Source organism: Flavobacterium aerium (assembly GCF_030766725.1).
Lineage (GTDB): Bacteria > Bacteroidota > Bacteroidia > Flavobacteriales > Flavobacteriaceae > Flavobacterium > Flavobacterium aerium.
In genome coordinates, this window is sequence record NZ_JARQWR010000010.1 from 60,923 (window position 1) to 82,981 (window position 22,059).

Below are 22,059 nucleotides of genomic sequence, written 5' to 3' on the forward strand. Positions count from 1 at the left end.
ATTATTTCTTTATAAAACTCTGTATTGTTTTTTTTAATTCTTGTTCTGCTGTAAAAGGAAGCTTACCAACCTTTAATTCTAATTTTAGTTTCTGATTTGAAACAATTAAATTAGAAGTCATTTTTTTTAACCTTTTTGTATTTAAAGGTAATTTTAACTTGTCTCCAACACTAGCAATTCCATTAATAATTTTCTGAGGAAAAGATATAATTCTAATCTTTTTATCCAAAACCTCACCTATAATTTTTATTATTTCAATAGTTGACAAAGATTCATCATCAGCAACATTATAACAACCTGAATTTATTGATGTTCTATTTTCAATTATTTTCTCTACCAAAAAACATAAATTATTTATTCCCATGAAAGATCTTTCATTATGAAAAGCTCCGAGTGGATAAGGTATTCCTTTTTTTATAATTTTATATAACAATGTCAAATTCCCTTTATCTCCAGGGCCATGTATCATTGTAGGTCTAATAATTATTAGCTTTTTATTTAATGGCAGTTCATAATTTATAAGATATTCTTCGGCTTTACTTTTTGACATTCCATATGCTGACTTTGGATTTGGAGTATATGATTCATTAATTTCTATTAATGATGACTCCTCTTCTAGCACAGCTATTGAACTAAAGTGAACAAATACACTAGCATTACTTTTAATAAAAAAATCGAAAAGTTCCTTTGTTAGCTCGTAATTAATATTAAAGAAATCTTTTTCAGTTGCCTCATTCTTATGATCATGAGCTTTCCCAACAAGATTAACCATTACTTCAGCACTTACTATCTCTTTTTCTCTCCAGTTTTTATCTCGTAGAGATAATCTAAGGATATCATACTTCTTCTCCTCCAAATACATTAGAAGATTTCTTCCCACAAAACCAGTAGCCCCTGCTAATACAATCATTAGTTCTTAAACTTTAATTTTAAAAGAATGTCCTTGTTAATTTGTTTTCTTTCCTTATCAAAAAACCAACCCCATTTATTAAAATAATAAATTGCTGACTTCATTCCAATTATAGTAAGCTTTAAGTTTCTATGTGAACCTTTTGCAAAATGATGGTATATAATTGTCTTAGGATAAAAAACTGTTGAATATCCACCACTTATTAATCTTCTACATAAATCAGTTTCCTCACCATACATAAATATATTTTCGTCAAAAACCCCAACATTTTTTAATGCGTCTAATCTCAGTAGCATGAAACATCCTGACAAATAAGGAACTTCCATTATCTTATCGTAATTTGTAAATCTTAATTCAAAAATTCTATTACTTTTATCTACTAATTTTTTAAACGGATTAAATCTCCTCCCTATCCAATCATAGGGTCTCGGAAGTAATTTACATAAATATTGTAATGATCCATCTGGATACAATACTTTGGGCATTATATTTCCAATATCAGGATTACTTTCCAAATACGAAATTAGCTCAGCTATTACTTCTTTATTAAAATACACATCTGGATTTAAAACTAAATGAAATTTGCTTTCAAGTGATATAGCCTTGTGAATTGCAATATTATGTGCAGCACCAAATCCTGGATTAGATGGATTATGTATATATTCTACATTTTCATCCAAAACTAATGTCCTAAGTGAATCTGTTGGAGAATTATCAACTAAATAAAATTTAAATTTATAATTTATATTACTATTCAGGGCACTATTAATTGCTTCTCGTAGTACCTCTCGATTGTTATTATACAGAACTATACTAATTGTCAGATGTATCATCATATTAATTTTATCAACACTAATCAATTTTAAATCAATCGATTAGATTAATTAGGTAAACTTATTTTCTTAATTCTAATATAATTGCAATTTACATTCCTGCAGATTGAAATTCACCTTACTAAAAAATTAAAATTACGCCTCGTTTTCTTTCTTAAGATCATCAATCACTTCTTTAATAATCTCTAAATGTTTATATCCATTCTCTTTATCTGGTTCAAGGTATGCAGACTCTGACCACTCATTCCATGCATTAAAAAAAACATATGGTGTTTCATTTTTTATTGCACCTTTTATTAGTTCTTTTAAATTAGATTTCTTTTGTTCATCTGTTAGTCCAGTGAATAATTTAGCCTTTTTTTTATATCTTGGAGAATTATCCCATTCAAAGAAAGCACTTTCAAATACTTTTAAGTTATATTCTTTAAATTCATTTATATAAGAATTCTTAAGGATAATATTCCATACCTTATTTGCACTAAAAATTTTATATGAGCTTATTTTCTGATTTAATTTGGTTAAATATAATTGCACAATATGTGGTAACCTTCTTAAAAACTGGAATCTAGCTGAAATATTTTGATCCTGAAAATCTTTACTTGCATATGCTTCTCTAGGCTGAAATTTCATGATCGCATCATAGGATGTTAAAAAACTTGAAGTCTGATAATCATGGTTTTTTACAGCAATAATATACAATCCATCCAATCCATTTTGAATAGCTAATTCTTGCCAATATTCTAACATTTCTTTAGAATTATTAATCAGGAAAGGCTGATAGATTAGAAATACTGGTTTATTATCAATTTTTATTGCTCTTTTATCTTTGAAGAAAGGTAGTAGGTAATTAAAATGATTTTCCCAAATTGATTTATCATTTGTATGTAATTGTTTTTGAAGGAAAACTTCTGGTTTCCCAATCCAACTTCTTGTCCAAGATTCATTTGCCCAAGTCACACAAAAAGAAATATCGATATCAGGATTTGATAAAAACACCTCCATTGGTTTTTCAAGGTATAGTTTCCCATCAAACCAATAATGATAAAACATAAACCCTTCAACTCCATATTTTTTAGCTAAAAGAGCTTGCTCCTTAAGAGTTTCTTTATTACATGGATTATAATAATTTTCATCAATCGGTACCCTTGGTTGGTTGTGTCCTTCAAAAAGTGGTTTAGTTTCTTTTACTAACTTCCAATCTGTAAATCCCTCTCCCCACCATTCATCATTTTCTTTAATGGCGTGAAACTGTGGGAAATAAAAGGCTATTATTTTTGGGATATGCATCTGTTAAAATTATTCAATTAATACTATTTTAATCTTCGTAAGTAAAACGTTCAAGTAATTCACTTTAAACCTTAATGCCTGTAACATTTTATATACTTTCATATTATCTCTTAGTGTACTTCTAATTAAAATAAACTTTTTTAAATAGTGGTTTTTATTTAATTTTTCTGCTCCTAAAACATTATCATTATGCTGTCTATAAAGAATAGTTGGAATATTCACATAATCTACCACACCATAATGGGATGTATTTAATGTTATCCACCAATCATGCATTCTTGCTGATCTTGGATATGGTAAAACTTTTTCTTTTATATAGTTATTAAGCATTATTGTACATCCTGTAACACTACTTAAACAGGTTGTTCTATAAAAATTTTTCGCATTTTCAGGATTTATTTTTGAATAATCCCACATTGAGTCATTAATAACATTCAAATTTGAATCAACTATTGTTAAGTCTGTAAAAACTAAAACTCCTGTATTAGGCTTGGCTAGCTCATTTTCTTTCATCTTATCTAATGTTGTATCAATTTTGAATGGTAGCCAAACATCATCTTGATCACAAAACATGTAATAATCAGAATTTATAACGCTTAACATCTGCATAAAGCTAGCTGCACTTCTTAAGTTTCCACAATCATCAATAATTTTTATTATTTGACTTGGATATTTTGTTACGTAAAAATCAATTATATTGATTGTATTATCATTCGAACCATCATCACGTATATACAAACACCAATCTTTATTTGTTTGTAAAAGAATCGATTCAATTTGATCTTTTATAAATAATTCTCCGTTATATGTTGACAATAAAATTGCTATTTTCATTTAAAAAATCAATAATTTATTATAAAATAAAACAATTGATATAAGGCAAACACCTATAAATACAATTACTATTTTTGAAATTAATCTCGGTCTAAAAACATAAAACAATAATGGTATTAATACAACTTCGACTATCCCAAATAATTCATTCATTCTGAATGCTAAAACAGGCATGACTGCAAAAATTAAAAAAGAGATCAAAGCAATGCAATAAATTTTTATCAAAATTGGTAAGTATTTATTATTGGCTAGAATTAAATCATATTTTAATAAAATAAAATAAAAAATAGCAATTCTAGCTAAAAATAATAGATTAAACACATTAATTGAATTCCATTGCTCTCCTCCTAAATCCTGCAATTGTTTATACACTTCCAATTTTTGTTGAATTCCAGGAATAGGAAGTACTCCAATTAAATTTATTTGTGAAAAATATATAATATATGCTACAGGAATTGACAAAAACAATATCTTCTTATGTGCCTTTTTTCCAATAAACCATAAAGGGAAGATAAGCAAAGCTGAGTAATGAAATGAAAAACCTAAGGTTGCAAATAATAAAAACTTTTTCCAATTTCTATCATATATAGGTTTTATGCATAGTAATAGAAAACCCGAGGCAATACCTGCTCTAATTTGAGTCATTTCATGTAAGAGAAAAAAATTACTCAAATAAATAACAATTGATAAAAACCACAATTGGGAAAGCTGTTTAATCGCAATGAATTTAATACTAACACCTAAAATGGAAAAAACTATAAATATATAGATTACATCTTGTAAACCAAGGGAACGTATAGCTGTTGTTATTATTACAAAAGAAGGTTCTACTAATAAATAATCATTCTCATAAAAAAGTTCAACATAATTTTCATAATCCCTATCTACTCCTTCTCCACGAAATCCAGCAATAAAAATTAAAATTATACCCAAAAATATATATACAAACTGTTTTACCTCTTTATTATCTGGGGACAAAAAAGCAACAATAGAGAATAATCCAAATATTATTATTATGGTATTTATCATTCATCAAATAATTATTATGACACTTGTTGTTTCATATTAATCAATTTATTTTTTTTAATTAAATCATGGGCTATATCAATATTTTTTTGAGCAATATCTGGTTTACTAATATTTTCATTAAAATCATTCAGTAGTAAATAATTATACCCTAATTCTTTATAGTCTCCAATATTTGGGGATAAAACAATTGGAATTAATCCGTAAAATAAATATTCAATCAGTTTAGTTGGATTTGCTACATTGTTCACTATATTCTCATCTCTAAGTATAAATGCATAATCTGCAGCAATATAATCTTTCCATAATTCCGAAGGATGCCTGCTTTCTACTGTAATAAATTCCGAACAAATATTATATTCTTCAATTTTATTTTCAAATGTCACTTTATCTCCAGTTAGTATAGTGTAATGAATATTAGAATATTGATTCTTTTTTATCGTTTGTAACATTAAATCTATGTTCTGCCAACCTTGTACTCCCCCACTATAGATTACCTCAATACGTTTTTCATTTCGCACTTTAATCAAACTGGCTTGTGTTTCATCAATTTCTTTAAGATTATCAGGCATAATAGAATAAATAATATAATTTCCTTTATAGAATGGATATTTCTCTACAAAATGGTTTTTCATAGAGTTTGTAACACACACTGCATTATTAATTCTTCTAAAAACCTGATATTCTACGTATGAATAATATTTTGACAATAACAAATTATTTTTAAAATATCTTTCTTCTTCAGGAACTACTCCATGGATATCAAGAGTCATATTCATATTCTTTTTGGGGATCAAAATCCACAAAAATCTCAACATATAAATTGAATGTGAATACACGTTAACGTGTAAACGAATTATATTTAATATTGACCAAAAATGCAAGATTAGATTGAAATTTTTTACATTAACTATTCCATCACTATATTGCACTTTTTTTATATTCCTTAGCAAGGATATATTCAGATATGTTCTAGGTGTATCTTCAAACAATATATCTATTGCCTTTACCCTACTAATCATACCATCTTTAATATTCTCTACTGTAGGATATGGTGCTAAAAAAAGCCACTTATCATTATTCATTATAATAATTGTTTAACACATTTTGAACAAGCTGAGCCATCACCATATGGATTATGTGCTTTACTCATCTTTTCATACAAAGCACTATCTGTAAGCAATAACATTGTATTTTCAATAATTTTTTGTTCATCTGTACCAACAAGAATCACTGTTCCTGCTTCCACAGCTTCTGGTCTTTCAGTTGTATCTCGCATTACTAGAACAGGCTTACCTAAACTTGGTGCCTCTTCCTGAACTCCTCCACTATCAGTAATAATTAATTTTGATTGTTTCATCAGCCAAACAAAAGCTGGATAGGCCAATGGCTCTATCAAATGAACTGACTCAATTCCTCCTAAAATTGTGTATACTGGTTCTTTGACGTTTGGGTTTAGATGAACTGGATATATAATTTGAGTATTTTCTCTCAGTGCTATTTTTTTTAAAGCATTACAAATATTAATAAAGCCTTCTCCAAAATTCTCTCGTCTATGTCCAGTAACTAAGATTAAATCTTTATTCTTATCAATTAATAACTTTAAAGCCTCTATTTGAGTATCCTTAACTGCCTCAACCTTATCTTTCGCTAGCAATAAGGCATCTATGACTGTATTACCAGTCACAAAAATTGTATCTGGATTTATTCCTTCATTTAATAAATTTTTTTTCGCCTGTAATGTTGGTGCAAAATGTAAATCTGCTAATCTTGCTGTAAGTTGACGATTCATTTCTTCAGGAAACGGTGACCATTTATTATTTGTTCTTAATCCTGCTTCGATATGACAAACTTTAATACCACCATAAAACGCAGCTAATGCAGCTGCAGTAGAAGTAGTTGTATCACCATGTACAAAAACATAGTCAGGTTTAAACTCGCCAAAAACAGTCTTCAATGAGACTAGCATATCTGCAGTAAGGGTATATAAATCCTGACCAGGCTTCATCAAATTCAAATCATAATCTGGTATAATATCGAAAAAATCTAACACTTGGTCCAGCATTTCTCGGTGTTGGGCAGTTACACAAACTTTTGTACTGAATTTATTCTTATAATTACTAAACTCCTTAACTAATGGAGCCATTTTTATAGCCTCAGGCCTAGTCCCAAAAACAATTAATATTTTTTGCATAAAATTATTTTTTTAAAGCTTCTAAAACTCTTTTAAGCTCTTTTAAATAACCCAAACCATACTTCAGATCTGGTTCCATATAATTACCTTCACCCCACTCATTCCACGACTTTATAAAAGTAATTCGCTCTTCTTCAGGTTTATCTTTAATTTTGTTCAAAACATCTTTAACATGCTGGCCAAATAAATCAGGTGTTGAATTGATAAATACCTGTCCACCTAATCCACTTCTAGGGGTATGATCCCAATTTGGGATAATTGAAGGAATCACATTAACGGTTTTCTCTTCATCTCCAACAAATTTTTTCATTACGTGTTTATATTCAAAAACAAATGGTAATGAAAATAATTTACGTTTTAATTTATCCAAAACTTTAGTTTTAAAGGATCTTCCGCTCTTCATATAATCTGTCAAACGGACAACATTTACAGCATCAAATCCTTTAGATAAAATCTCATCTATTTTTTTTACATTAGCAGTTTGTCCAATAAAATGTATCCCATCAAGCCCATTTTCTTTTGCAAGATCTTGCCATAATTTAATAAAATCTGATACATCTGGAAATTCTAAAGGTTTGTATATCATAAATAATGGTTTATTATTTACTCTTATATAGCGTTTATCTTTAAAAGCAGATAATAATTCATTAAAATGTAGTGTATAATCTTCTTTTCCTAAATAAAGTTGTTCTTGAAGAATCTTATTTTCACTAGTTCCTTCACTATTCCATAACTTTGCTTCCCAAGAATCATTTGCCCAAGCTAAACAAAAAGGGAAATCTGGTTCACCTAAAGAAACAACCTCATTAAAAGGCTGTTCAATTAATCTCTTCCCATTACCAAACCAATAATGCCAATAACAAAAACCTTCAATGCCATGTTCTCTAGCCATGTCAGCTTGATCTATACGTGTTTGTGAAACTCTAAGATCATAATATCCTAAATCAGCAGGGACTCTAGGTTGATCATGTCCTTTAAATAATGATTTTGCCTTTCCTACATTAGTCCATTCTGTAAAACCTTTACCCCACCATTGATCATTTTCTTTAATTGGATGAAATTGGGGTAGATAAAAGGCGATCACACGTGCATTAATCTTCATATTCTAATTATTTTTTATTTAGTTCCTTAATCATTTTAAAAGGATTAACAGAAAGAATTATTGATAAAATCACAATTATAGAAATTGCAACAACTGACTTAATTAATATTGAAATTACTATATGATTAATATTAATCACATAAACAAATAAATAAATACTTATTCCAACAATTATCGTACCTAGCAATGGTCTCAAATGACTTATTTTCAATTGTGAATACCAAATAGACAGTAATAACATAATTGTCATAGCAAGGCTTGATACCAATGCCGCAGTAATTAATCCAAATCTAGGTAAAAACAAAACATTTAATACAATACTAATTGCAGCTCCAATAATACTTATTAATGAATTTACCTTTGTCTTTTCTTTCGCCGTTATAATTGTTCCATATAACATACTTAGTGATGAGCTATAAACCCCAATAATTATCATTGGGACAAACCAATAAGCCGAATGGAATTTTACATTTGTCATAATCAGGTAAAATTCTTTAGAAAATATACTCAAACACAATACTCCAATTAATAAAATATAGACAAATCCATTACGGATATTTTCAAATGTTTTCAAAAAACCTTCGTTTCCCCAATTTTTAAAGATAAAAGGTTCAAAAGCTTTATATGCACCATAAGAGAATATATTTAAAATCAAAGCTAATGTTGCAGCCGTACTATATATTCCCAAATCATTTAAATTTAAATATTTATCTATTAAAATTCTGTCCGAGATAGTTGTCACATAATATGCTAATGTTCCAGGCACTAGCGGTAATGAAAATATTAGTATTTTTTTAATCTGTGGGAAATTAAAATTCCATATAATATAGTTCCGCGTTGTATATAAAAAAACAAATGCATATACAACATTAACAATAAGGGCAGCGTATAAGACTCCTAATGCCGTATAATCAAAGTACATCACCAATACTAACGTAATGACTAATGTAACTATACCTCTTGAAACATTTATTATTGTTAATAATAAGGGCTTCTCTAATAAACGGTATAATGCTGATGGTAATACTGAAAAAATATTAAAAAAATTCGTCAATATCGCAATAACTATATATGGGTAAAAATCTATATTACTATTTAATAGGGCAAATATATATTTGCCAAATAAGAGCAATAAAAAAACTAGAGCCAAATTCAACCCAATTACAAAGGATGATAGATTTCCTAATAATTTTTTCTGTTCAACTTCATTATCACATCTATAAAAATAAACAAGATAATATGTGTTCATACATAAAAAACCGAACGTTAATAAGAATGTAGTTAAAGTATTTACATAATTCACAATACCATAATCTGCTGGGGATAGATATCTAGTCAAAATTGGAAATGAAATAAATCCCAAAAGCCTAGGAATGATATCACCTAACGCATAAATCGTTGTATTTTTTACTAACTTTTTACTATCGTTCATTGTAAATTAATTAATTATGTCTTTCAAAACTGTTAAGTCAAAATCCTGTATATAATCATGAATTAAACTATAATCTGTAACTGCATTAAAACGAAGCATTTTTTCTAATGAGTCTTCATCTTTTGAAACCATTAACATCTTTTCACTCCCATCAAAAGGTGGCACAGATCTAAAACCAGACATTGTAATGCCATTTTCATCTTCTGGTTCAAAAACAATATAATTAACACCATGAATTAAAGATTCTAACAAAACGGTTGAAGTTGAGCCAATAACTAATGATGATCTATTCAAAGAAACACTCAATGATTCACAATCTTGTATATAGAATTTTTGATCTAAAAATGCATGAACCCATTCTTTATTTAAAGATGGGTGAACTCGGTATCTTGCTTTTTTAATTCCTAATTTTAATAAAACCGACTGAACCTTATACAAATACAAAACAACCATGCTTTTATCTGTTAAAATTGTCTCATCATATTCATATTGATGCCAGTTGGCAGATGAAATTGGTATGACTAAAACATCTGATAAATCTGACCTTAACTCTTTCTTCTTTTCTAAATGTTTGTATTTAGGATGTCCAGTAATTTTAATTTTTGATGGATCAAAGCCAATGTCTATATAGTTTTGTTTAATTTTATGACTCCAAACCATTAAATAATCGGCTCTATTATCTACATCTAATGAATATATCCCTGGTAGTCCATGTGAAAAAACAAACGTTGGTTGCCCCATCTTTTTAAAGACATCAATATTATATTTGCTATAAAAGTATTGATCTGTATTTAACAACAATGCTTTAAAATCTTGTTTTTGATACTGTTCTAATAAATAATATTGAAAAGCCTCTAATTTTTGATGTAGTTCTGAATCTAAATACAAATAAAAATCTTCATTCCTTATCAAATTCTGAATATCTTTATGCCAATTTATAATTTTCAAATCACCATAAACGTTACGTCGTCCAAGTGCTTGCCAAACTGGAGAAAAACAATTAAAACCTAATTGTTTAAGTTCTTCATTACCTGAAAAATTCACTGTCGATAAAATATTTAATTTTTCCGATTTAATTTTATTTGGATTAGTAGATAATGCATTTATATATTGTAACCATCTATACAGTTTTACTTTTGCTGATATTTTATGATTCCTATAATAGGATTCTGTAATATGGGCTTCTGAATTATAAATATGCCAATCTAATTCTACCTGAAAAAAGTCAATATATTTTTTTGATATCTGATTATCTGCATTGTCTCTTAAATATTTAACTAAGTATTTATCCACATTTATTATTTTATAATATTATTTTTCTAATCTCTATGTTACTTCTTAGTTATTAGACAATAAGAAATCTCAACAAAATGTTATAATATATTTAATTTAGGTACTCTAATTTAAATGCAGTTCCTTTTTCTAAATCCATATTTACTGTTTGACCTAATACTTGGCTATAATGTTTCGGATGTAATCCAAAACCTGGTCTAATAGAACGAATATTTTTTTCTGTTAATATATCACCTTCATTAATATCTTCAACAATATATAATGATCTTGAAAAATCTTTCCCTTTAGCCTGCTTTTCAGTAAGTGTATAATCTACCTTGCCAATAGCCTGTTCAGCTTCTCTCACAGCTTTTACCATTGCCGTAAATTCTTCTTCATTCATTGAAAAAGATGCATCAGGACCGCCAATAGAACGATCTAAAATAAAATGTTTTTCTATAATCTTAGCTCCAAAAACTGTTGCGACAATAGGGACAGTTGAACCCATTGTATGATCTGACAATCCAGAGATAACATTATAACGTTCAGCTAAATCTTTTACCATACACATATTAGCCTCTTCAATCGGTGCAGGATAGCTTGAAGTACATTTTAACAATGCTACGTCATTATTTCCCATTCTTTCGCAAGCCTCTAAAGCTAATTCTATGTCTGCTTGCTCTGCAATACCAGTAGATAAAATAATTGGCTTTCCTTTTGAAGCGACATATTCAATCAAAGGGATATCAGTAATTTCAAAAGAAGCTATTTTATAAGCAGGTACATTTAGAGTTTCTAAAAAATCAACTGCGGTTTTATCAAAAGGTGAAGAAAAACAAACTAATCCTTCTTCTTCCGCTACCTTAAATAAAACTTCATGCCATTCCCATGGAGTAAACGCTTCTTGATATAATTTATAAAGATTCTTACCTTCCCAAATGGTTCCTTTAATTAAAAAATCTTCCTTATTACTATCAATTGTAATAGTATCCGCAGTATATGTTTGAAATTTAATACAATCTGCTCCTGCTCGTTTTGCAGCTCGAATAGTTTCAATAGCTGTATCTATATTCCCATTATGGTTAGCAGAAAGTTCAGCAATAATAAAAACTGGACTTTCCTTACTAATATTAAAGTTGCCTATTTTCATTTTTTAAATTTTATATAATGAAAACTTCTAAAGTTCTCATAAATTACTATTTCTTTAAATTCAAACCCTGCTTTTTCAAAAGCATATTTGGAACTTAAATTGTTTTCTTTAATAAATGCATTAATCTGATATTCTTGATTCATTTCCAAAAAATAATTAGAGCTCAACTCTAACATTTCTTTTGCATACCCATTTCCTCTATGTTCGATGGCAATAGAAATCCCTATTAGTGCCTCTTTTTTATTTTGTTTTTGAATGCGAACTTGACCAATATTAAAATTTTCTTCATTTTGAAAAATAAGTAATTCTACTGAAGTATCTTTCAATTTTGATTCAAACCAAATTTTATGATTTTCAAAATCTATTACGTCTGAATGATAAGATTGTTCTCGTACTGACGGATCATTTGCCCAATCAAAATACAATTTCATATCGTTAATCATCGCTTTCCTAAAATTTATCATACATGATTAATTTTTGAATGAATTAATACATCAATATATTTACCGTTAAATAAACAATGTTCTTTTAGTGTAGCTTCTTTTTTGAACCCCATTACCTCAAGAACATCATATAAATGTGGTCTCAAATCGAATGCATAAGTGAAAATTTTATGAAATCCTAGATCTCTAAATGCTATTTCTTCTAATAATGAAAGATATAAATGCCAATAACTTGAAAAATTATCCTTTTCTAATTCTGTTTTCATGATAAAAGAGATTTCTGCATTTTTATCAATCCAATTAATATGAACTAGGCCTCCATAACCAATAAACATATTATCTTTTAGTACAGAAAACAAAATCTGATCTGGTTGTTCTTGATTAAACAACTTAGCTATTACAGTATTAAAATATTTCTGTTGATTCTCAATTGTTAATATCTCTGCTTGCCGTAGATGAAAAATTTGTTCATTCCTCATTTCTAAAATAGCCATTTTATCTTCATCCCGAATAGGTATGAGAGTAAATCCATCTACTTCAAAAATCTGCTTTTCTAAACAATCATAACTTCTCATGTACAAAACAATTTATATTTCAATTCTGCTAATACCCAATCATCCTCACTATCTATATCTTGAGCATGTAATTCATCAATTTCAATTGCAAACGTATCGTCAGTTCTTAAACTCTTACTTTTATATAATTTTTCTATATTAAAGGTATAAAACATACCCGCATCATGAAATGATCGTTCCAAATCTTGTGTTCTTGCATTTGAATTTACATCATCAAATGGAATCGCCTTATTGTCCAGAGTCAATTTTAAAGCCCTTTGAATAGGGTGAGAATATGCTAATACCGGGAAGACACAATCACAATTATTTTTTATAATAATATCATATGAGTTATGTAAAATCTGTGAATTTACAAATGGAGCACAAGCGTAAATACATGTTGCATAATCAAATATAATTTGTTTCTGCTTATACCATTCTATAACTTCAAATAATACATCTACAGTAGTTGCAAAATCGTTACTATTTTCAATACTTCTTATAAAGGGTACCTTTGCTCCATATTCCAAAGCAATTTTAGCAATACCTTCACTATCTGTAGAAACCATTACTTCATCATATATCCCACTTTTTATTGCAGCCTCAATTACATATGCAATAATAGGTTTACCTAAAAAATCTTTGATGTTTTTTTGCGGAATCCTTTTACTTCCACCACGAGCAGGAATAATTGCAATTTTCTTCAATTGATTTATGTTTTAAATTCTAACAGGGATATTAATATTTTTCAATTCATTTTTAATATCTAGTGGAGTAAACTGTGTAAAATGGAAAATGCTTGCAGATCCAACTGCTTTAACATTTGTTTCAGAGAAAAGAGCATTATAGTGTTTCATTTCTCCACCACCACCAACTGCAACTATAGGAATATTCGTTCTGTTTACTACATGATTAATTAGCTCAATATCAAATCCATCCATCATCCCATCATTATCAACACTTGTCACTATAAATTCTCCAACTTTACATGCCATCATTTCATTAATAAAATCATCAAGTGAAATGTCAATATTCAAATTATTATAAATCTTATAACCGTCAGCTGTTCTATAAGCATCAATAGAAATACTTATACATTGACTACCAAAAAAAGAAACGGCATCATCAATAAATTTTTTGTCTAACAAAGCTTTAGTTTTAATGATCACTTTGTCAGCACCTATCTTCAATAAATCATTAATATCATCAATCGTTTCAATTCCTCCACCAATTCCAACGGGCATAAAACATTCTTTAATAACATCAGCAACAAGCTTTAAATTTATTTTTCTTTTTTGCGAACTTGCAAAAATATCTAGAAAAACTAACTCATCAACACCTCTACTATTATAAACTCTAGCAGTTTGTACTGGGTTGCCTACCATACGCGGATTCGAAAATTTTTTAGTTTTCACTAGTCCAAAACCATTAAAGGTTAAAACAGGTATTATTCTTACTTTAAGCATGTATTTCGAAAAAAGTTTTTAAAATTGATAATCCTGCATTTTGGCTTTTTTCTGGATGAAATTGAGTCGCAAAAATATTTCCTTTTTGAACACTCGCAACAACATCAAAACCATAGCTAACGGTCGCCGCTATATCCTCTTTATTTTCAGGAACAACATGATAACTATGGATAAAATAAAAATCTTTCGTTATACAATTTTTAAAATAACTATCATTTACTACTTGAATATTATTCCACCCCATATGTGGTACATTTAAGTCTTCCAATTTAAATTCTATGACTTCCCCTTTTATCCATCCTAAACCAGCACATGGATAGGGTTCATTTCCTTTTTCCATTACCAACTGCATGCCTAAACAAATTCCTATAAATTGTTTCTTCTTAACGATTACTTCATCTGTTAACAAATCAACTAATCCTCTTTCTTGCAAATTTCTCATCCCTTGACCAAAGGAACCTACTCCAGGTAATAAAATAACATTTGCCTTTTTTATTATTTCATGGTCATCGGTAATAATATTATCTATTTTAAGGAAATCCAACGCTTTCTTCACAGAAGCAATATTCCCCATTCCGTAGTCAATAATTGCTACCATTTTATTCAAAATCAAAATTTCTAATTAGATTCCCATGGGTATCTCTTTTAAAATTACCCGTTTCATCTTGAGCAAACAATATCGAATTTGTAAAAGAATCAAGAATCGAATCAATCTCTTCTTTTGTCATACCAGAATAATTGATAAATTCATTCACTCCAAAATGTGGATATTTTCCATCAAATTCTCTTACTAACTTTAACCCTTCTTCTCTTGTTATTCTATTATTTCGTACATCAATACACGCATGATCAGTAGCACGTCCAAAACCATATTTAACATATTTTAAATAATCATGTAAACCATGCATTTTTTCATCAAGATTTTCATAATTAGTATAAGTTCCTTCGATAGGACCATCTTCTTTTACAGAAAATCCGTGTTGCTTTACAATCTCAAGTTGTTTTCTTGCATCCCAGAAAAAGTAATGTCCTAAGAAAATTCCAACTACCCCAACTTTATCAATTTCTTCATCTGAAGGATAGAAATAAGGTGTTAAATCCTTTTCTGTTAATCCATCAACACCAACCATGTCTTGAATTCTATTTCCTAATAACCCCCCAAACTCTTCTAACCATTTCCTATTCAAATGTTTATTTTGTACTGAATCCACTGGTCCACCATATTCTTGTTGTGGGTTTTCACCCCAAATAACTAATGGTATATTAAACTTAACAGCTATATGTATTGGTATTGTAAAAATACCTAAATGATTTGGCCACATTTCATCACCAACACGTTTAAAACCTTCTACAACCATACTTCTATATGCATTGTAGTTCTTTTTAAAATAAATAACATCAATACCCATCTTCGATATATTGTCAATATTTCTTTGGCCTAATTCGGTAAGGGCTGTAGTTTCAAAACAAACACAAAGAGGATTTAACCCACATACTTCTTTCATGAAGTAGGCCTGGTATGTACTGTCTTTTCCTCCGCTAACAGGTATTAAACAGTCATAACCAATTTCATTAGGTCCTTTTTTATAATTATTAATAATTGTATAAAAATCTTCCTCACGTTGTTTCCAATCAATTGAGTTATCTTTTTGTTCAGCTGCAACGCATGCAGAACAAACTCCATCTTCATTAAAAAATAAATCAGGTTTTGTTTCTGGAAATAAACATTTTGAACAGTAACGAATTTTCATATCTTATTTTTTATAATATTCTTCAATTTTATCGATGACATACTTTTGTTCCTCATTTGCCAACGTTGGATACATAGGTAAACTAATACAGTTTTTATAATAATTTTCTGCATTGGGCATATCACCCTCTTTCCATCCAAACTGCTTATAATATGGCATCAAATGACATGGAATATAATGTATTTGGGCAAATATATTATTTGCTTTTAAAAAATTATATAATCCTAATCTATCCTCTACCTCTATAACATACAAATGATAAGCATGCCCCTCAATAACTCCAGATTGGCCTTTAAGGAATGTTTTTTCTCTAAAAGCAGAATCATATACAGATGCTATTTCTCTTCTTCTGATAAGCCCTTCATCAGCTCTTTCTAATTGACTAATACCTAAAGCCGCTTGAAAATCTGTTAGTCTATAATTATAGCCTAATGTTTGCATCTCCATATACCAACTTGGATATTTTGAATTATGATTAGAACTACCATTTGCAAAATCAACTGAATTCAAAAATTCCATTTCATTTTTTGTAATTCCATGTGTTCGCAATGCTAATAATTTTTTATATAATACAGAATCATTTGTAGTTATCATACCTCCCTCGCCACAAGCGATATGTTTAACGGGATGAAAAGAAAAAATAGCAAGATCTGCATAATTACTGTTTCCGCAATTTTGAGCTTGATTAGTTGAATTTATAAAAAAACCTCCTGGAGCATGGCAAGCATCTTCTATAATCCATAAATCATATTCTTTTGCCAATAACCCGAAAGACTCTAAGTCAACTGATCTTCCTGCAAAATCTACAGGAATGATACCTTTATAAGTTCCTTTAGGCGATTTTTCTAATAAGCTTCTTACATGATTAATATCTAATAAATAAGTCTCAGGATCAATATCTGCAAAAACAATTTCTCCACCACAGTATTGTACACAATTTGCTGAAGCTGCAAAAGTAATAGGGGTAGTAATTACTTTATCCCCACTTTTGATATCCAAAGCTAAAGCTGCTAAATGCAATGCAGCAGTACCATTTGAAACAGCCACTGCATATTTACAACCGATATAATTAGCAAATACTTTTTCAAACTCAACAATCTTTGGACCCTGTGTTAAATAATCCGATTGTAATGTTTCAATAACAGCATTAATATCTTCTTGAGTTATATTTTGACGCCCGTAAGGTATTATTTTATCTATCATAGCATTAAAAATTAGCATCAATATGTTCTCTTATTAATTCTCTGAGTCCTTCAACTGTTTCCCATTCAGTATTCGTTCCCGAATTATAATTAAATCCTTCCGAAACCTTTATAGCGTTAAAAAAAGAAGTAAACTCTTGAAGATTAAAATTTGGAATAGAAGGTAAAATAATAAAGTACTTTCCTAAATCATAAGTATTATATGAATCCGAAGAAGTAATCATTTCTTCGTGAATTTTTTCTCCAGGTCGAATACCAATAATTTCTAGTGTACATTCTGGCGCAATTGCCTTTGCAACATCAGTAATTTTATAAGACGGTATTTTTGGAATGAATATTTCACCTCCCCATGCATGTTTTATAGCATGCATCACCATATCCACTCCCCCTTGTAATGAAATATTAAATCGTGTCATTGTAGCATCGGTAATTGGTAATTTTCCTTCCAATTTCTTTTTCATGAAAAATGGAATTACAGAACCATTAGACCCCATTACATTACCATAGCGAACAACAGAAAATTTAATCGGATTTTTACCTTTTATATTATTAGCTGCAACAAATAATTTATCCGAAGTTAATTTTGTTGCTCCGTATAAATTTATAGGAGCACAAGCCTTATCAGTAGACAAAGCAACAACATCCTGAACTCCTGTATTCAAAGCTGCATGAATCACATTTTGAGCTCCTCCAATATTCGTTTTAATACACTCATCAGGATTATATTCTGCTAAATGAACATGTTTCATTGCAGCAGCATGAATAACAATATCAACTCCTTGAAATGCTCTAATCAAACGTTCCTGATCCCTAACATCCCCTAAAAAAAATCTAATTTGAGGAAACTCTTTTTCAGGAAATTCTTGAGCCATTTGAAATTGTTTTTGCTCATCTCTAGAAAGAATTATAAGTTTTTTTAAATTTGGGTATTCTTTAAAAATATGTGCAGTAAGAGCTTTTCCCAAAGAACCTGTACCTCCTGTAATTAAAACTGTTTTATTCTCTAAAGTCATACTCTTATTTTTTAATTATTTTATTTAAATATAATTTACTCTAATTATTGTTCTGTAATATCTTTCCAAATCCGCTTAACAACCAAAATCAGCAGAATTAAAAATCCTCCTATAAAACCTCCAAGTATAACGCCTTTAGTTTTTCCAAATTTTTCTTTTTTCAGTGGATAAATTGGTCTATCAATTATCTGTATTAATGGGGTTTCTTTTCTTAAAGTTACTTTTGCCAATTCTGTTTGCTTAACTAATTCTGTAAGAATTGCCGTATTAGCCTGTACATCAACTTGTCTTTTAACTGATGGTACTCTTCTTATATTTAATGCTGGATTTAAATTAAATGTATTATCATTTGCAACAGCAACACCAGTTATTGCTCCATTTAATTCTCCTCTAATTGAATCCGTTTGTCTCTGTAAAATTGCCATATTAATTCTAGCTTTTTTACTTTTTGTATCAATATAAAAATCAGAGACAACCTTTGCTAAATTTTCAACAAATGATTTTGCGAAAATTTCATTATCTGATTTCATGTCTAAACTAATAATGGAAATCTTTTTATCTTTTTGCCCTACTACTAATGAACTGGTAGATAATTCATTATACATTTTCCCTAAGATACTATCTTGGATTCTTGAAAATTTCTTTCGCTCAGAGTTTGGTAAAAACTGAATGTTTTTAAATTTTGATTTATCTTTCCAAAGATCTCTCCAATTATTATTTTGAATATACATTTCAGCCAACGTTATGTTCTTTCCATCAAGTACTATTGGACTTAACAACGTTTGTTCAACCATTGACCTAGATTTAAATAATTCTGTCAGATTAGTTCCTGTAAAAGCTCCGCCGCCACTACCACCAATATCAAAACCAAATTGACTAGCTAATCCCAATGCACCTCCTAATCCACCTGATTTTTCATCTTCTAAAGCAAACGAAAGCGTAGCAGTATATGTCGGCCCTTTAGTATAGGAATAAACTAATCCTAAAACAGAACCAATAAAAGCAACTAATAAAATAATTTTATACTTAGAAATCAAGTAAACATACCATTCTCTGCTTTTTAAAAGCAATTCTTTTAAATTTATTTCACCATTCGGAGTTTCTTTATCCATACATTTTTAAATATATCTATCTTAAAATCGCTATTATTACTCCTGCTAAACTCGCTAATACTCCTGCAATACTTACAAACTCTCCTGTACTCATTTTTTTAGTTTCAGGTTTTTCTGGAACAATAATTTGAGATCCTGGAGTTACTTCTGGATATGATCTAAAAAATAAAAATGAACTGGCCACTGCTGCACTACCATTTGGATATATTATATATGCTTTTCTTTTCCAGCCTTTATTATCAACCCCACCAACAGCATTTAAATAATATTTAAATCCCTTCCCTTTTCTAAAAGGAATTTCAGATGTTAACAACACATTACCAGAAACTTTTACAGCTTCATTAAAGGTTGATATCTCTATTTCATCTCCTGGAAATAAAGCAACATTTGAATAATGATCATTATTTTTTGCTACTTTTCTCCAATCTATGGGTATAACGGCATATTTTAAATCTTCTTTTAATTTTTTAGATAATTTATCTCTAACGCTATCATTTTTTCCCAGATTTAAATTTATATTTTCTAGCTCCTCAATTTGCTTTGCTTGAATTGGTCTTTTGATTTTAACTCCATCTAAATTAGCAATAGAGGTTAAACCACCGGCTCTCATTATAACATCATATACTCTTTCTTTTTTATTAGCTAAAACATATTTACCAGCATAAGCAACTGCCCCACTAATAGTAACCATTTCTGGTTTTTCATATACTGCCATTCGGCGTATATTTATTACATCAAAAGGAAACAATTCAAAATTTCGAATCTGCTCATTATTGTCGGCGGTAATCATTATATCGAATAATTGTACTTTATTAGGATCACTGTCATTCGGTTCATCAGATTTCATCATTCTAGCGATTTCTACTCTTTTTGAAGCAGAACCAGTTAATCCTCCAGCTTGTATCAATAAATCATTTAATGTGAGATTTTCAAAATAATCATATATTCCAGGAGTCTTAATCTCACCATCTATGGTTACCTTATATTCTTCTCTAAAATCTAAAATTGAATATACTTTTATGACATCTTCTTTGTTCAACGCTACATCTGCTTCTAGATTCCCTGCCAATGCTTTAGCAAGATTCACATTTACAACTTCTGTGGTTAAATCAGATTTTAATCTTGTAATTCTAGCTCTACTTGTATAAGCATCCTCCTTTAAGCCCTCTGCCTGAGTTATTAGATCCGAAATTCGCATTCCCTCATAAAATGAATATACATCAGGTCTAAAGACTGCTCCTTCAATCTTAATTCTATTTTCATATCTACTTAATATTCTAGAAATTCTAAAGACATCGCCCGATTGAGGTTTATAGCTATTAAATTCTGAGGCTTTAATATCATGAACTTTATATTCCTTATTTGTTTTTTGTTGAACATTCACTGATGCAGTATAAGCAAATTCAGTAAATCCAGATGCAAATAACAATAAGTCAGAGAATGACTCTCCATTTTTCATTTCAAATATACCGGGTCTTTTTACCTGACCTTCAATAGTAACTCTTTGATCATAAGCTGGAATTCTAATAACATCATTGTCTTTTAAGCCAATATTGTCTGATTGATCTCCTTTTACTAAAAATCGATATATATCGATATTTTTTAATACCTTATTATCTCTAATTAATTCTATATTTCTATAACTCCCATTCTTTCCTGGACCTCCAGCTAAATGCAATGCATTATATACTGTAGCTAATGATGATATCGAATAGTTCCCAGGTTGTCTACTTCCAATGATAGTCACTTTTATTGTCCTAATTCTACTTAGACTTACTCCCACTTGAGATTGTCCAGAACTAACAGTACTATATACTTTAGCAAATGCATTTTTTATTTTTTGAGTAGCAGCTTCGATAGTCATTCCTGAAACTGAAATTTGTCCAACATATTGAATGTTTAATTTACCTTCAACAGTTACTGGTATACTGGCATTAAATTCTTGGACACCATACACACTTACTTGTAGTTCATCTCCAGGTCCCAAGATATAATTTACTGGCGTAGCTAATTTTAAATTCGGTTCAAAATTTAAAGTTGGGTTATCAAATAATTCCGAACCATAAATTAATGAATTCAGCGTATCTTTTACCTTCTTATTTACAATAATTTCTTGCCTTCTACCACTTTCTTCATTCGAAGAATCACTATTTTCACTTTTACTAGTTGTGGGGCTATTAGTCCTCAATCTAGATTTTAATTTTGAAAACTCGACTGGACTCATCCCTTTAGACAGAGCCATTGGCTCAGCTTGTTCTATTGTAATATTATTACTCTGTAATTGAGCTTTTATTTTTGCAATATCACTTTCCGTTAAATTATCTACTTTAATTGTACTCAAGTCATTTCCCCTCAACAGGTCTTGAGCAATCACTTTTGATGACAACTGGCAAAAAACAAAAAAAAGTAAAATAATTACTAATATTTTCTTCATATATAAATTTTAATTGATATTAAAATCCAGAATAATTTTATTCT

The 22,059-nt window shown here is 29.3% G+C and carries 21 protein-coding genes; all 21 read right to left on the minus strand.

The window, feature by feature from the left end:
* Position 1: 1 nt before the first annotated feature.
* The 21 genes from P6733_RS13940 to P6733_RS14040 all read right to left on the minus strand — a co-directional run bounded on the left by P6733_RS13940 (position 2) and on the right by P6733_RS14040 (position 22,015).
* Positions 2-910: an NAD-dependent epimerase/dehydratase family protein gene (locus P6733_RS13940; protein WP_306353542.1), complete on the minus strand. Its 909-nt coding sequence runs from the start codon at positions 908-910 to the stop codon at positions 2-4.
* Positions 910-1,743 carry a glycosyltransferase family 2 protein gene (locus P6733_RS13945; protein WP_306353543.1) on the minus strand — a complete coding sequence of 278 codons (834 nt, stop codon included), beginning with the start codon at positions 1,741-1,743 and terminating at the stop codon, positions 910-912. Before P6733_RS13945 ends, P6733_RS13940 begins: the two co-directional genes overlap by 1 nt.
* A gap of 135 nt (positions 1,744-1,878) precedes the next feature.
* Entirely contained in the window at positions 1,879-3,030 is a 1,152-nt protein-coding gene (locus tag P6733_RS13950) for a glycosyltransferase WbsX family protein (protein ID WP_306353544.1), read from the minus strand.
* Between the two features lie 9 nt (positions 3,031-3,039).
* Positions 3,040-3,864 carry a glycosyltransferase family 2 protein gene (locus tag P6733_RS13955; RefSeq protein WP_306353545.1) on the minus strand — a complete coding sequence of 275 codons (825 nt, stop codon included), beginning with the start codon at positions 3,862-3,864 and terminating at the stop codon, positions 3,040-3,042.
* On the minus strand, positions 3,865-4,893 hold the full coding sequence (locus P6733_RS13960; RefSeq protein WP_306353546.1) for an EpsG family protein: 1,029 nt from the start codon (positions 4,891-4,893) through the stop codon (positions 3,865-3,867).
* 14 nt (positions 4,894-4,907) lie between these two features.
* Positions 4,908-5,663: a glycosyltransferase family protein gene (locus P6733_RS13965; protein ID WP_306353547.1), complete on the minus strand. Its 756-nt coding sequence runs from the start codon at positions 5,661-5,663 to the stop codon at positions 4,908-4,910.
* Positions 5,664-5,974: 311 nt separating this feature from the next.
* Positions 5,975-7,084 carry a non-hydrolyzing UDP-N-acetylglucosamine 2-epimerase gene (gene wecB, locus P6733_RS13970; RefSeq protein ID WP_306353548.1) on the minus strand — a complete coding sequence of 370 codons (1,110 nt, stop codon included), beginning with the start codon at positions 7,082-7,084 and terminating at the stop codon, positions 5,975-5,977.
* A gap of 4 nt (positions 7,085-7,088) precedes the next feature.
* Positions 7,089-8,186, minus strand: coding sequence for a glycosyltransferase WbsX family protein (locus P6733_RS13975; protein WP_306353549.1), 1,098 nt, complete (start codon positions 8,184-8,186; stop codon positions 7,089-7,091).
* Positions 8,187-8,193: 7 nt separating this feature from the next.
* Complete coding sequence (locus tag P6733_RS13980; protein ID WP_306353550.1) at positions 8,194-9,618, minus strand: lipopolysaccharide biosynthesis protein; 1,425 nt, start codon at positions 9,616-9,618, stop codon at positions 8,194-8,196.
* A gap of 6 nt (positions 9,619-9,624) precedes the next feature.
* Positions 9,625-10,911: a hypothetical protein gene (locus tag P6733_RS13985; protein ID WP_306353551.1), complete on the minus strand. Its 1,287-nt coding sequence runs from the start codon at positions 10,909-10,911 to the stop codon at positions 9,625-9,627.
* 91 nt (positions 10,912-11,002) lie between these two features.
* Positions 11,003-12,040, minus strand: coding sequence for a pseudaminic acid synthase (gene pseI / locus P6733_RS13990; protein ID WP_306353552.1), 1,038 nt, complete (start codon positions 12,038-12,040; stop codon positions 11,003-11,005).
* Positions 12,037-12,504 carry a GNAT family N-acetyltransferase gene (locus P6733_RS13995; protein ID WP_306353553.1) on the minus strand — a complete coding sequence of 156 codons (468 nt, stop codon included), beginning with the start codon at positions 12,502-12,504 and terminating at the stop codon, positions 12,037-12,039. Before P6733_RS13995 ends, pseI begins: the two co-directional genes overlap by 4 nt.
* Positions 12,501-13,058, minus strand: a complete 558-nt coding sequence (locus tag P6733_RS14000) for a GNAT family N-acetyltransferase (RefSeq protein WP_306353554.1) — start codon at positions 13,056-13,058, stop codon at positions 12,501-12,503. The genes P6733_RS13995 and P6733_RS14000 overlap by 4 nt, the downstream gene beginning before the upstream one ends.
* Complete coding sequence (pseF, locus tag P6733_RS14005) at positions 13,055-13,744, minus strand: pseudaminic acid cytidylyltransferase (protein WP_306353555.1); 690 nt, start codon at positions 13,742-13,744, stop codon at positions 13,055-13,057. Before pseF ends, P6733_RS14000 begins: the two co-directional genes overlap by 4 nt.
* Before the next feature lie 12 nt (positions 13,745-13,756).
* Positions 13,757-14,503 (minus strand): imidazole glycerol phosphate synthase subunit HisF, encoded by a 747-nt coding sequence (hisF, locus tag P6733_RS14010; protein ID WP_306353556.1) that lies wholly within the window; start codon positions 14,501-14,503, stop codon positions 13,757-13,759.
* Positions 14,496-15,101, minus strand: a complete 606-nt coding sequence (gene hisH / locus P6733_RS14015) for an imidazole glycerol phosphate synthase subunit HisH (protein ID WP_306353557.1) — start codon at positions 15,099-15,101, stop codon at positions 14,496-14,498. Before hisH ends, hisF begins: the two co-directional genes overlap by 8 nt.
* 1 nt (position 15,102) lies before the next feature.
* Positions 15,103-16,254 carry an N-acetyl sugar amidotransferase gene (locus tag P6733_RS14020; protein WP_306353558.1) on the minus strand — a complete coding sequence of 384 codons (1,152 nt, stop codon included), beginning with the start codon at positions 16,252-16,254 and terminating at the stop codon, positions 15,103-15,105.
* A gap of 3 nt (positions 16,255-16,257) precedes the next feature.
* Complete coding sequence (gene pseC / locus P6733_RS14025) at positions 16,258-17,457, minus strand: UDP-4-amino-4,6-dideoxy-N-acetyl-beta-L-altrosamine transaminase (RefSeq protein WP_306353559.1); 1,200 nt, start codon at positions 17,455-17,457, stop codon at positions 16,258-16,260.
* 4 nt (positions 17,458-17,461) lie between these two features.
* Positions 17,462-18,469, minus strand: coding sequence for a UDP-N-acetylglucosamine 4,6-dehydratase (inverting) (gene pseB, locus P6733_RS14030; RefSeq protein ID WP_306353560.1), 1,008 nt, complete (start codon positions 18,467-18,469; stop codon positions 17,462-17,464).
* A 44-nt stretch (positions 18,470-18,513) separates the two neighbouring features.
* The gene (locus tag P6733_RS14035; protein ID WP_306353561.1) at positions 18,514-19,581 is read right to left on the minus strand and encodes a lipopolysaccharide biosynthesis protein; all 1,068 of its coding nucleotides are present in this window, start codon (positions 19,579-19,581) and stop codon (positions 18,514-18,516) included.
* A 16-nt stretch (positions 19,582-19,597) separates the two neighbouring features.
* On the minus strand, positions 19,598-22,015 hold the full coding sequence (locus P6733_RS14040) for an SLBB domain-containing protein (protein ID WP_306353562.1): 2,418 nt from the start codon (positions 22,013-22,015) through the stop codon (positions 19,598-19,600).
* Positions 22,016-22,059: the final 44 nt, after the last annotated feature.